11 protein-coding genes are annotated in these 13,235 nt (G+C 64.5%); 4 read left to right on the forward strand and 7 right to left on the reverse strand.

Translation table 11 applies throughout. The features are described from left to right. Positions 1 to 46 precede the first annotated feature (46 nt). From AAGT95_RS07860 to hemG, 3 genes are all read left to right on the forward strand, one after another. On the forward strand, positions 47 to 679 hold the full coding sequence (locus AAGT95_RS07860) for a cysteine hydrolase (protein ID WP_342596113.1): 633 nt from the start codon (positions 47 to 49) through the stop codon (positions 677 to 679). Between the two features lie 163 nt (positions 680 to 842). Continuing rightward, positions 843 to 2,201, forward strand: coding sequence for an aryl-sulfate sulfotransferase (locus tag AAGT95_RS07865; RefSeq protein ID WP_342596114.1), 1,359 nt, complete (start codon positions 843 to 845; stop codon positions 2,199 to 2,201). A gap of 130 nt (positions 2,202 to 2,331) precedes the next feature. After that, complete coding sequence (hemG, locus tag AAGT95_RS07870) at positions 2,332 to 3,759, forward strand: protoporphyrinogen oxidase (protein ID WP_342596115.1); 1,428 nt, start codon at positions 2,332 to 2,334, stop codon at positions 3,757 to 3,759. A 43-nt stretch (positions 3,760 to 3,802) separates the two neighbouring features. On the opposite strand, the gene AAGT95_RS07875 is transcribed toward hemG, so the two are convergent. The 5 genes from AAGT95_RS07875 to AAGT95_RS07895 form a co-directional block, all read right to left on the reverse strand. Continuing rightward, a complete protein-coding gene (locus AAGT95_RS07875; RefSeq protein ID WP_110597697.1) occupies positions 3,803 to 4,600 on the reverse strand; it encodes an HAD-IIA family hydrolase in 798 nt (265 codons plus the stop codon). A gap of 111 nt (positions 4,601 to 4,711) precedes the next feature. Beyond that, positions 4,712 to 5,401 (reverse strand): GntR family transcriptional regulator, encoded by a 690-nt coding sequence (locus AAGT95_RS07880; RefSeq protein ID WP_110715596.1) that lies wholly within the window; start codon positions 5,399 to 5,401, stop codon positions 4,712 to 4,714. 140 nt (positions 5,402 to 5,541) lie between these two features. Further along, positions 5,542 to 6,858, reverse strand: coding sequence for a short-chain fatty acid transporter (locus tag AAGT95_RS07885; RefSeq protein WP_110597695.1), 1,317 nt, complete (start codon positions 6,856 to 6,858; stop codon positions 5,542 to 5,544). A gap of 90 nt (positions 6,859 to 6,948) precedes the next feature. Then, positions 6,949 to 8,775 carry a CocE/NonD family hydrolase gene (locus AAGT95_RS07890; protein WP_342596116.1) on the reverse strand — a complete coding sequence of 609 codons (1,827 nt, stop codon included), beginning with the start codon at positions 8,773 to 8,775 and terminating at the stop codon, positions 6,949 to 6,951. Positions 8,776 to 8,952: 177 nt separating this feature from the next. After that, a complete protein-coding gene (locus AAGT95_RS07895) occupies positions 8,953 to 9,885 on the reverse strand; it encodes a glyoxylate/hydroxypyruvate reductase A (RefSeq protein ID WP_342596117.1) in 933 nt (310 codons plus the stop codon). Positions 9,886 to 9,927: 42 nt separating this feature from the next. On the opposite strand from AAGT95_RS07895, the gene AAGT95_RS07900 reads away from it, so the two are divergent. Next, entirely contained in the window at positions 9,928 to 10,848 is a 921-nt protein-coding gene (locus tag AAGT95_RS07900) for a LysR family transcriptional regulator (RefSeq protein ID WP_110597692.1), read from the forward strand. A 16-nt stretch (positions 10,849 to 10,864) separates the two neighbouring features. Here AAGT95_RS07900 and AAGT95_RS07905 read toward each other — a convergent pair whose 3' ends face one another. Next, on the reverse strand, positions 10,865 to 12,490 hold the full coding sequence (locus AAGT95_RS07905) for a gamma-glutamyltransferase (RefSeq protein WP_342596118.1): 1,626 nt from the start codon (positions 12,488 to 12,490) through the stop codon (positions 10,865 to 10,867). Positions 12,491 to 12,497: 7 nt separating this feature from the next. Next, on the reverse strand, positions 12,498 to 13,178 hold the full coding sequence (locus AAGT95_RS07910; RefSeq protein WP_205909363.1) for an RraA family protein: 681 nt from the start codon (positions 13,176 to 13,178) through the stop codon (positions 12,498 to 12,500). Positions 13,179 to 13,235 lie beyond the last annotated feature (57 nt).

The following is a 13,235-nucleotide window of genomic DNA, read 5'->3' on the forward strand; positions in this document are numbered from 1 at the left end:
CTACGCTGAACGACAGCGAGTCCACCCCTGTCAGGAGCCTCCCGCCATGACATCTGCTCTCTCCCAGCGCATTGATCCGGTCAAGACCGCCCTGGTCCTGATCGAATTCCAGAACGACTTCACCACCCCCGGTGGCGTACTCCACGAGGCCGTCAAGGCCGTCATGGCGCGTGACGACATGCTGGCCAAGACCCAGCGTCTCGTCGCCACGGCACGCGCGGCGGGAGTCAGCGTGCTGCACGCGCCGATCCACTTCGCACCCGGCTATGGCGAGATCACCGCCCAGCCCTACGGCATCCTCGCGGGTGTCGTCGAGGGCAACGCCTTCGTCAAGGGCGAGTGGGGTGCGGAGATCTGCGATGCGCTGACGCCGCAGGCCGGTGACATCGTCATCGAGGGCAAGCGGGGGTTGGATACCTTTGCCTCGACCAACCTCGATTTCATCCTGCGCAGCAAGGGTATCGAAACCATTGCGCTGGCCGGATTTCTGACCAATTGCTGCGTGGAATCCACCATGCGCTCGGGCTACGAGAAAGGCTTCGAGGTGCTGACGCTGACCGACGGCGTCGCCGCGACCAGCGAGGCCGAGCACGATGCCGCGATCCGCTACGACTACTCGATGTTTTCCAAGCCGATGACGATCGCCGAGTTCACCGAACGGCTGCCGGCAACCGCCTAGACGCTAAACATTGGCGTGCGGGGATCGAAATGGCGTGGCGAGGGTCTATCGGAAAGCCGATGGCCATGAATCATGACTATCATCGGTGAGATCAGGATTGCCGGCATGCTGTCGTGCCGGCCAGGCCCGCACAGGGCGGCACTCGACGAAGGAGCGACGAGCGATGATGTCACGGAAAGGATCCGTTGCGGGACTGCTGGGCGCCTGGCTGATGGCCACGGCGACCACGGCGTTGGCCTTGCCCAGCAGTTTTCCCACCGGTACGACCTACTACGATCCCGAGCGGGCCTACAACGGCTTCGTGCTGTTCCCCGGCGGCGATCGCAAGACCCACCTGATCGACATGAACGGCAACGAAGTGCACCGTTGGGACTACGAGAGCTTCCCGCCCATTCCGCTCTCCGCCGAGCAGGCTGGCGGCGAGAGAGGGCATCTGCTGGTGCAACTGGCGAGGGCCGACAAGCTCCCCGAGCATGCCAGCCCCGGCAACGGGCTCACCAACGCCTCCGTGGCGGAGGTGAACTGGGACGGCGAGGTGAAGTGGCGGTGGGGCAGCCAGCAGGATCCGGTCTACCAGCATCACGACATGCGCAGGCTGCCCAACGGCAACAACCTGGTGATGACAGCCGAGCTACGCGAACTCAACGGGTTCGATTATCCGATCATCGAGAACGGTATCGAGGAGGTCGATGACGAGGGCCAGGTGGTATGGACTTGGAAGGCGGGCGATCATCTCGACGAGATGGGGTTCTCCGATGCCGGCCTTCGCTCGCTCAAGGATTCCGAGGATCCCGACTTCCTGCATCTGAACACCGCCGTACCGGTGGGGGCCAATCGCTGGTACGACGCCGGCGACGAGCGCTTCGCGCCGGACAATATCCTGGTCAATTCGCGCAACGCCAACGTCACGTTCATCGTCGCCCGGCAGAGCGGCGAGATCGTCTGGCGTATCGGCCCCGACCTGCCGGCCCTGCAGCTCAATGGCAAGCTTGGCCGTCCCGTGGATCAGACAGTGGGGTCCCACGACGTCCACCTCATCCCCGAGGGCCTGCCGGGTGCCGGCAATCTGCTGATCTTCGACAACCAGGGCAATGCCGGCTTCCCGCCGTCGAAGCAGGGATTCTTCTCTTCCTCCCGTGTGATCGAGGTGAACCCGAGCAGCGGCAAGATCGTGTGGCAGTACACCGGCAACATGTCGGGACGTTCGCCCTACACCTTCTATAGCTCGTTCATCTCGAGCGCGCGGCGGCTGCCCAACGGCAATACGCTGATCGACGAGGGCCAGAACGGCCGACTGTTCCAGGTCACGCCGGAAGGCGAGATCGTGTGGGAGTACGTGAGCCCGTTCTTCGGCAAGTCGATGCCGAGCGACGATTACGTCACCAATCAGGTCTACCGCGCGCAGCTCGTGGATTACGACTGGGCACCGGCGGGCACGCCGCACGAGGAGACCGCCGTGATGCCGGACTGCGACCTCTATGTCGCGGCGCCCGGCTGTCATCCGGGCGGGCGCGACGAGTGAGCCCTTTGAATGAGTCCGGCGAGTGAGCGCTCCACCGGCCGGCGTGGCGGCAAGACGCCGCACGCCGGCTGGATGCGGGGCGAACGATGTCTGCGTAGACTTCACATGACACTCTCCCGCGCGAGCTCCCATGACCAGCCATGCTCCAGATGCCCCGGCCGACACGCCTGCCGACCGACATGACGCCCCGTCCGACACCCTGATCGTCGGTGCCGGGGCCACCGGCCTCGCCGCTGCCTGGGCGCTTGCCAAGCGCGGCCAGAAGGTCACCGTGCTCGAGAGCAACGACCGGGTGGGCGGCAACCTGCGCACCGAGCGCGACGGCGAATGGCAGATCGAGCACGGTCCCAACACCGTGATCATGAAACCCCCGCTCTACGCGCTGCTCGAGGAGCTCGATCTCCTCGACGAGGCGCAGCCGGCCAACGCCATCGCCAACAAGCGCTACGTGGTGATGGCCGGCAAACCGGTGGCGCTGCCGATGACACCGGCCGAGGCGTTGACCAGCCCGCTCATCGGCTGGCGTGGCTGGTCACGGCTGGTTCGAGAACCCTTCATCGCTCGCGCGAGCGCAGCGGAGGAGACCCTCGCCGCTTTCGTCGAACGCCGCCTCGGCCCACGGATTCTCGCGCGGATGGTCGATCCGTTCGTCTCCGGCGTCCATGCCGGTGATCCGAACCGGCTGTCGGTCCAGGCAGCGATGCCGCGGCTGGCGGCCATCGAGCGCGAGCACCGCTCGCTGATCCTCGGCGGTCTCAAGCGCCTGCGCCAGGCTCGCCGCGAGCCTTCGCCGGTGCCAGCCGAGTGGCGCGGCAAACTGGTCAGTTTCCCCGCCGGTCTCCAGCACTTGGCCGACCGCCTGGCCACGCGAATCGACGCGCAGCCGACGGCCGCGATCCACACCGGGTGCGATATCGTCAGCGTGCATCGTGACGGCGAGCGCTGGGAGGTGAAGGACCGCCTAGGGCAGGTGTGGCGCGCCAAGTCGCTGGTGCTCGCGGTGCCGGCTCCAGTGGCGGCACGACTACTGGCGCCCACGGACTCGGCCCTGGCGGAGCCGCTGGCGGCGATCGCCTATCCGCCGGTCAACGCCATCGCGCTGGGTTTTCGCGAGCAGGAGATCGCCCACCCCCTGGATGGCTTCGGGGTGCTGATTCCCCGCTCGGAGGGGCGGCGCACGCTCGGTGCGCTGTTCTCGTCGACGCTATTTCCCCATCGGGCACCGGCGGGGCACAAGCTGCTCAATGTCTTCATCGGCGGCCGCCAGGACCCGGATGCCGCCGACGGCGACGATGCGGCCCAGGTCGCGCAGGTGATCGACGATCTTGGTGATCTCCTGGGGATTCATGGCGAGCCGGTATGGCAGCGCGTCATCCGCTGGCCACGGGCGATTCCACAGTACGAACTCGGCCACCTGAAGCGCATCGAGGCGCTGGACGCGGCGCTTCAGGCCCATCCCAGGCTGCACCTGGCGGGCAACTGGCGCGGGGGGATCGCGGTCGGGGACTGCCTCGAGAATGGCCGGTTGCTGGGTGAGCGTCTGCTGTCGGAGACTTGAAGCGAGGCGGCGCGGAGAGCGCCGCCTCGATGCGTCTCCGAGGCTACTTGTCGACCAGTTCCGCCACTGAGGACATGATCTCCTTGGGTCGGAACGGGTAGCGTTCGATCTCCGCCTTGTCGGCGATGCCGCTGAGTACCAGCACCGTGTGCATGCCCGCTTCGATGCCGGCGACGATATCGGTATCCATGCGGTCACCGATCATGCCGGTACCGTCGGAGTGGACGCCGAGCTTGTTGAGCGCCGAGCGGAACATCATCGGGTTGGGCTTGCCGACGATGTACGGCTTGCGCCCCGTCGCCTCGGTGATCAGCGCGGCGACCGCGCCCGTGGCCGGCAGCACGCCCTCCTGGCTGGGCCCGGTGGCGTCCGGGTTGGTGCAGATGAAGCGGGCGCCCTGGTTGATCAGCCGAATCGCCTTGGTGATCGCCTCGAAGGAGTAGGAGCGGGTCTCGCCGATCACCACGTAGTCCGGCTTGGCATCGGTCATGATGAAACCGGCCTCGTGGATCGCGGTGGTCAGGCCCGCCTCGCCGACGACGAAGGCCGAGCCCCCCGGTGCCTGGTCGCGCAGGAACGCCGCCGTCGCCAGTGCCGAGGTCCAGATCTTCTCCTCGGGGACCTCCAGGCCGCTGTGTCGCAGGCGCGCGCTGAGATCGCGGGGGGTGAAGATCGAGTTGTTGGTCAGTACCAGAAACGGAATCTCCCGCTCCCGCCACTGATTGATCAGGTCCGCGGCGCCGGGAATGGCCTTGTTCTCATGGACCAGGACGCCATCCATATCGGTCAACCAGGACTTGATGTTGCGTCGACTCGCGGTGTTGTCTTTCTTGCTGGCCATGGGACCCCTTTAGCGTGCGCGTGGAGAGATGATCGGTATCGAATCGCTTGCCCCGTCAGTTTAGCAAGTTGTCGCGCGGACGTGCGGGCGACCCTACCTTATAGGCCGAGATCACGAAGAACTCAGCGAGGTCTCCAGCAGCTCAGGAAGGTTGAGAATCGCCTTCATGATCGCCTCCTCGCCCGAGGCAAGGTGCTCCGTCATCAATCTCGCCGCTTCGTCCCCGCAACCGCTTTCCAGCGCCGCAACGATGCCTGCGTGATCATCGTTCCAGTACTCGCTCGATTGACCATATACCATGCTGACATAGGCGATTCTCATATGATCGTCCGACAGCTCCTCGATCAGTCGCGCTAGACGGTCGTTGCCCGCGGCATGAGCGATCAGGCAATGAAACCGGTGGTTTGCCTGAGAGAAAGCGATCATCTCGGCGGCGCTGTTACGGTCGTAGCTTGCCGAACTGCAGTCACGCAGGGCGCGTAGCTTGTCGCCGTCGAGTCGCCCGGCCGCCAGTCGGCAAAGCTCCGGCTCGATCAGCCGGCGCGCCTGGTAACTGTCGCGAATACTCTTGATGGTGATCGGGGCCACGGTGTAGCCCAGTCGCCCCTGATTGAGGGTCAGCCCTTGTTGCGTGAGTCGCGCCAGGGCATGGCGGATCGCCGCCTTACCCAGGGCGTAGTGCTCGGTGAGCCAGGCTTCGGTGATAGTGGTGCCAGGCTTCAGCGTGCAGGAGATGATGTCTCTGCGCAGGGTGTCGAAGGCTTGAGCGTTAAGGTTGCCTTTTTTCGGGGACGTTGCCATGGCCGATTTCCGTGAGGATGGCGCAGTGGCGCCCGATGAGTCCGCCGGATGCTGGAGCAGCCCGAGTGTCGCCGGAAACTGTCTGCACCCGCCGGCCTCTCGGACGACACTCGACGTTGGTGTGTGGTGATGCGGCCACTTTACAGCATGGAGAGCAGCACGAAAGCCGCGATGATGGTAGCGCCGCACAGCAATGTCCACATCACGCAGTAGCCCATGATGTCCCTGGCGGAGAGGCCGGCAACGCCCAGCAGCGGCAGTGCCCAGAACGGCTGCATCTGGTTGGTCCAGGCATCACCCCAAGTAAAGGCCATGATGGTCTGCGGTATGTCGGCCCCCAGCGTCTTCGCCGCGTCCAGCATGATCGGTCCTTGAATGGCCCATTGGCCGCCGCCGGAAGGGATGAATATGTTGATGATCCCCGCCGACACGAACGTCAGGATCGGGAAGGTATGAACGTTGGCGATATCAACGAACCAGGTCGAGAGGGTGTCGGCCAGTCCCGAGACCTTGACCATGCCGGCAATCCCGGCGTACAGCGGAAACTGCATGATGATGCCGCGACAAGAGAGGACGCCTTCCTTGACCGCCTTGCCGAAGCTTGCGGGGCTAGGTTGCAGCAACAGGCCTATGGTCAGGAAGATCAGGATGACCAGGTTCAGACTCAGCGTGAAGCCGAGCTGTTGGAAGTTGATCACCAGGTATCCCAGGGGCAACAGCGCCAGCACGAGATTGGGCAGGCGATAGTGCTCCAACTTTTCGGCCCACGGCATCTGGCGGGTATCGACGATCCCCGTGTCATTGTTCAAGGGCTCGCCCTGGAACTGCTTGACCTCGTCACCCTCCGGTTTGACCCGGGTAAAAACGAAATAGAGCAATGCCAGCAGCACCAGAGTCAGGGCGACGTTCCACCACGAGTAGAGAGTGTCGGTGATCGGTACGATACCCACCACGTCCTGCATGAAATTACCTTCGGAGGCCATCAACAGCGGGATCGAGGCCGTGGTGCCACGGACGATCTCCCCCGAATAAGCGGCGGCAACGGCGAGGGGAAAATGGAGTCCTGGCACGCGGCGCCCCATCTCCCGGGCAAGGAAGGCACCGACGATCATGCCGAACCCCCAGTTGATATAGAAGGTCACCATTGATACGACGGCGATGATACCGGCGGCCTGGGCCGGGTTGTCGGGGATGTCGACCAGGCGATCGATGAGGCGCGCGACGATTGGCGTCTTGGCGATGACGAAGCCTGTCAGCAGAATCAGGCACATCTGCATGGCGAACTTGTAGAGATTCGAGAATCCCTCTCCCCAACCGTTGAGCATGGTATAGGCGCTCTGCCCTTCGATGGTCACGCCGAGCAGGAAGACGACCGCGCTCAACGCGATGGCCAACAGCATCGCGTTGGGCAGACAGGTCTGGACGAACTTGAGGCACAGCCGTGTCAAGAATTGCATGGAGAGACCCCATTGGTTGTTGTGGGCTTGTTCTTTGCGTTGAGCGACGCCCGACCGGTCGTCGCGGGCCTGTCCGAAACGGGGAAAGGGTTATCGGCGGGCCATCATGGGCAGTTCGATATGCGAGGCGTGGGCGGCTTGTCGGCCTATGGTGATGGTTGGCACGACGCCATCCGGAATACGGGAGAAGTGGTCGTTGTCAGCAAGTGCGATCGCCACCCGTAGGCGATGGCCAGCCTTGAACAGCCACGATATCGGCAGCAAGTCGAAGGCGATCTCGCTACGCTCGCCGGGAATCAGGTAGCGGGCGTCGCATTCGTTGAAACTGTGATCCGGGCCAAGCGACGGAATATTATCGGGGCCGGACGAGAGTCGTCGGTGCAGGGCGCGGAAGACACCTTCGGTGACATAGGATGCCTGCCCCTGTTCATCGATGTCCTCGAGATAGACGAACAGGGCGCAGTCCTCGGTATCGCTCTCTAGGAACAGTCGCACGACGGGGTGGCCGGTCACCTCCATGTCCGATTCTAAGCGGTCGGTGGTATAGCAGAGCATGCGCTCGTCCCGACCATGCCAGTCTGGGTAGTAGCGCTCGACGTTCTGGGCGTAGAGGCGGTTGTAGCGGGACTGGTTACCGCTACCGCAGCGATAGTCGCCGACATATCGGTCCGCTGCCGTTTCCGCCGTCGGCGCGGTGTCGGCGAGCCGGTGGTCGGGCTGAAAGTAGAGCCTGTTGAGCGTCGTCTCCGCGGGTGGCCACTCGCTGGCGGACTTCCAGCGTTCTTCCCCCACGGTGTAATAGTGCACCGGTGGTTCATTGCCGATACCGGTTTCCAAACCCATCAGATGCTGGTCGAAGAAACGCAACGTCTCCGCTAGCGCCTTGTCCTGCGGTGCCGGATCGTGTCGAAACGGGCTGGAGCCGGTGCGGGCCCCATGATCCCATGCGCCGAGCATCAGTCGCTTGTCGGGGTTTCGCTGCCAGTTGAAACGCAGCGCCGCGCCACGGGAGTAATGGCCGTCCATCCAGCCGGAGATCGTGTAGACGGCGGTCTGTGAGTCGGCGGTGCGATTGGCGTAGTGGTAGGGGCTGATGGTAGCCGATGTGAAGTCCGGCGACGTATGCAGGGCCCGGTCCCGGTAGGGCAGTTGGTGGACGAAATCTGCCATGTCGAAGTTGGCGACATGCTCCTTCAGTGCTGCGGCAAGCATGGCGCCGTCCGTGTCTTCATCGACCGGCGCCGGACCCTCGAAGTGGTCGCCGCGAAAATAGGGGAAGCTGGCCCTCTCGTCGGCGGCATCGTCGTCGAGCGCCTCCATCAGACGGCCGTACTCCTTGACCAGTCGACGGCACATGACGCCTCCCGGGTAGAGCTGATTCGACCAGGTATCCCAGACCGCCGAGTGCGGCACGATAGCCTTGACGGCTGGATGGGCCCAGGACGCGGTGAAATCGGCAGCCGCGCCGAGGTAGGAGATGCCGGTCACTCCTATCGCGCCGCTGCACCAGGACTGTTGGCTGATCCAGTCGATCACCTCCAGGTAGTCCTCGCGCTCGTTGGGAGAACGCAAGCCGGTGCGAGTGCCATAGGAAGCGCCACTACCACGCACGTCCACGGCAACCAGCGCATAGCCTCGCGCCAGCAGCAGCGAGCGGAACACGGCGATGTTGGGACAGTCTTCCGTGTCATCCGGGGTGGCGGGCTTCAATTTCATGCGCCGGTAGTAAGGCGTGAAGAATGCGACGACGGGGAGTCGGGCGTCAGAGGAGGGCTGACGGCCGGGAAGGTGGATGTCAACGGCGAGGCGAATACCGTCCCGCATGGTCAGGTAGTGCGATGAGAGTCGCTGGCCTTCGAAGATTGGCTCGCGGCTCTCCAACCAGGTCTCGGGGCGAAAGGTAGAGGTGTCCGACACGGCTCAAATTCCTGTTTATTGTACGGAGTTTATTTAGAAAGGTTGAACTCGTGTTTTTGACATGTCAATTAATTGTTTTTGAAACTCCTATGCTGAAAAGGGATCGGACGATCGCCCTTGCAGTTTGGGTTGGTTTCTCCGGCAACAGGCCGTTATTGGTGGGTGAGCTATTTTGCGTCAATACCCGCGTGTGGCATCGGCTAGATCATCCACGTGCCCGGTCTGCTCGAAGCGTTCGATATTGGCGGCAACGATGCGGCTGCCGGTGGCGGGATCGATCAGCGAGGCGATGTGAGGCGTCACCGTGATCCTGGGATGCGACCAGAACGGATGCTCGCTCGGCAGCGGCTCGATGTGGAAGACATCCAGCGTGGCGTGGCTCAGTTGGCCATCGTCCAGGGCCGCGGCGAGATCCGCCTCGACCAGATGCTGACCCCGGCCGGCATTGATGAGGCTGGCGCCTCGCGGGAGCCTGGCGAAGAGCTCGGCGTCGAGGATCCCCGTCGTCGCCTCGGTCAACGGCAGCAGACAGACCAGAATCTCGCAGTTGCCGATGAAATCATCGAATCCGGCATCGCCGGCGTAGGTGGTGACCCCCTCGATCTCGCGCTGCGTACGTGACCAGCCGAGCGTCTCGAAACCGAGGGCGGCGAGCGTCAGCGCGGCATTGCCGCCGAGATTGCCCAGCCCCATGATGCCGACGGTGCGACCGGTGGCGGGCGGCACCACCAGCTGCTGCCAGTGCCGCTCGCGCTGATTGGCGGTGATTGTCGGCATGTCGCGGTGATGGCGCAGCACATGCAGCGCCACGTATTCGCGCATACGCTGGGTCAGATCTGCCCCCACGGTGCGGATGATCGGCACCCCCGATGGCAGCTCGCGGTCGGCCAGGACGTGATCGATCCCGGCGCCCAGCGAGACGATCGCCTTGAGGTTGGGGAAGGGGAGAAACGCGCCGGTCTTCGGCTTCCACGCTACGGCATAGGTGACTGCCTCGACATCGCCCGGATCGTGGATCGGGCGGATCGTCCAGCTCGGGAGCAGCGCCTGGAGCTGCTCGATCCACCAGTCGATCTTTTCGCGATGGGGGTGTGAAACAATGATGGTCATGATGATCTACCTGATAAGAACAAGGTTGGGGATGTCCCAAGGATGAATTTCAAGCAACTGGAAGCCTTCTACTGGCTGGCCCAACTGGGTAACTATCAACGGGTCGCCGAGCGGCTCAGCCTGACACAGCCTGCCGTATCCGCGCGTATCAGCGCACTCGAAGAGGCACTCGGCACCCCTCTGGTCGAGCGGCGTGGCCATGACTTCGCGCTCACCGAATCGGGCCATGCGGTGGCCGGCTATGCCGAGCAGTTCCTGAATCTTCGCGAGGCGATGAATAGCCGTCTCCATCAGCGCCAGCACCAGCGGCTCTCGATCGCGATGACCGGGCCGGCAGCGCTGACCTGGGGCGTGGCCCTGAAGGACGACATCGCCCACCACGCGGCGGATCTCGTCGTCGACTTCCACGCTTCGGCAAACTATCAACTGCGACCGATGATAGCCTCGGGGAGCATCGACATTGCCTTTCTCTCCAACGACGCCGGACTCTCGCCTGTCGAAGGCAGCTTTGCGGTGCAGTATCGCGTCGGCTGGGTGACGCGTACCGACGGCGCGGCCGATGTTGCCAGGTCCAGGACGCCCGACGAACTGCGTCAGATGCCGCTGATTCTCTACCCGCGTTCGTCGCCACTGTTCTCGCCGATTGCCGACTACGTGCATGAAGACCAGCTCGGCCGGGGGCCACGACACTATGCCAACTCGCTGCCGATGATCGTCGAGATGCTGCGTCAGGGTTTTGGTCCCTCGGCGATTCCGCTGGCGGTGGTGGAGCCCGATATCGCCAGTGGCCTGCTGGTCGAAATCCCCACCACGACCGCGCTGGCACCTTTGGAGATTCGCTGCGTGCACCTCAACGAATCGCGCCGCCCGCTGATAGACGACCTCTTCGAGCTGGCGCGCCATGCCGCGAAGACCTGGTGCGATGACCACCTCGACTATGCGCGCTTCGTCGACTCGGCATGACCACGGTGCCGTCGGTTCAGGGCCGTACCGCGGGCGCATCGCTGCCGAGCGACCCCAGCCTGAACGGCGTCGGCGCGGCGCCCCCGCCGATCGGCTGAGTGGGATCGTTGATGCCAATACATTCGCCGGTTTCCGGGTCCCGCGAGACCGCCGAGACGCAGGCGTAGAGCTTGGGAAATACCAGCTGCTGGGCGATCTCCAGTGCGAAGCGCTCGCCCAGCCGCGCCAGCGTCTCGGGGCTGAAGCGGGGATCGACCCGCACCGAGCCGCGATAGCTGGCATCGAGACGCGGATGGTGCACGGCCCGTTCCAGGCTCATGTCGAAATCCATCATCAGCGCCGCGACCTGGGTCACCGCCGGCATGATCAGATTGCCGCCAGAGGCGCCCACCGAGAAGCGTGCCTCGCCGTCCCTCACCGCGACGGTGGGGCACATGTTCGAAGAGTTGATGCGCTTGCCGCCGGCCATGGTGGTGGGGTAACCGGGGCGCGGATCGAAATAGCTGACGCTGTCGTTCATCAGCATCCCGGTCGCCGGCAGGGTGACGCCGGAACCGAAGCGATTGAGGAGCGTGTAGGTGAGCGCGACCATATTGCCCTCGGCATCCACCGATGACATCGACGAAGTACAGGCGCCGTTCTCGCCGTCGGCCGCGCTCAGCACGCCGTTGCGAATCTTGTGCTGCTTCCAGCACGCCTCGAGCGCCTCGGCATAGACGAGCCAGGTCTCAGGTGTCGGGTTTTCCGGCGGCGCAGGCATGGCATCGAGCGCGTGCGCCAGCATCTCCCGCTGGCGCAGGCCGCCGGAGGCCTCGCCTGGGGTATAGAGCGTGTAGCCGCGATGCTCGGCGGCCATGGCGGCATACTCGAACACCTCGTAGGCGGCGAGATCCTCCCGCGAGATGCGCGAGCCGCCGGCCTGAAGGTCGGCGACGATCCGCTCGGCCAGGGCGCCGCGATAGAAGCTTTCGGCGCCCGCTTCGGCGATCTCGGTGAGCGCTCCGGCGAGCTGCGGAATGCGTAGCCGGCTCTCTGGCGTGGCCGGATGCCCGCCAGGCAGATAGATCGAGGCCGATATCGGGTCGCGGGCCAGCGTCCTGGCACAGACACCGATCTGCAGGCTGGTGAACCAGTCGACATGCAGGCCGCGGTCGGCCAGCGCGATCGCCGGTGCCATCACCTCGGCACGCGGCTTCGTGCCGAAACGGCGCAACGCATGTTCGAGCCCGGCCACGGCGCCGGGTACGGTGATCGAGCGATAGCCTTCGATATTGGCGTTATCGACCACGCCGGGGAAGCCCATGGGGGTCGCCGGCAGGCCAGGATCGACCGGATAGTCTTCGAGGCGGGTATCACCGGCCAGGGTGCCCTGAAAATCGAGGGCTACCGCGCGCTGCTCCCGCGCCAGCCAGATCACCATGAAGCCCGAGCCGCCGAGCCCGCTCATCCACGGCTCGACGGCATTGAGGGCGTAGGCGGTGGCGACGATGGCATCGATGGCGTTGCCGCCGGCATCGAGCTGGGCAGCGCCCGCCTGCGCTGCCAAACGGTGCTGGGAAGCGACCACGCCGTTCGGGGAGCGCGCGGCAGGCGTGGCCAGGGTCCAGTTGTCGATATCGGCATGAAGCGTGTTGGTGGCCATGGCTGCCTCAGGTTGCCAGTTTTTCTTCGATCATACGGGAAGCGCCGGACAGATCACCCAGGCGCTCTCCCGCGCTGACACGGGCTTCGTTCTTGAGGCCGGTGGCGGTCTTGGTCTCGCCCGCGTCGAGCACGGCGTCCAGATCCTCGGGGGCGATGAACAGTACCCCGCACTCGTCGGCGAGTACCGCATAGCCTGGCAGTACGGCGGCTCCCCCGATCGCGACCGGAATATTGAAGCCGCCACCGGTATTGTAGAGCCGCGTGGTGACCGGCGAGGCACCGCGGGACCACATCGGGAAGTCCTGCTCGCGAATCTCGGCGGTGTCGGTATGAGGGCCGTCGACGCAGCCGCCGGCGATCTGCATCGACGCCGCCATACGGGTTACGCCGCCGCCCCAGCAGGCGTACTTGCGGTCGCCGAGACGGTCCACGGCGAGAAAATACCCCGGGCCCATCTGAGCCAGGCAGTGATGCAGGAGGGTGCTGTCGAGCCCCGGGATCGCCAGCGTGCAGACGGTGCCGACGACGGTCTTGCTCGGCAGTACCGGCGAGATCGCCGGGCTGGCGAAGCCGAAGTGATAGAAGTGGCCCAGGGTTGCGGTCTCGAGCTTGGCGAGACGCTCCAGCTTGTCGGCGGCGATCGGCTCCGGCATGGGATTAATCTTGTAGGTCAGTTGCGTCATCATGGCTCTCTTGTGTTTGGGGATAGGCGACGAGTCGAGACCGACCGCTGTCAGTGTCCG

The sequence above is a fragment of the Salinicola lusitanus genome (assembly GCF_038648475.1).
GTDB lineage: Bacteria > Pseudomonadota > Gammaproteobacteria > Pseudomonadales > Halomonadaceae > Salinicola > Salinicola lusitanus.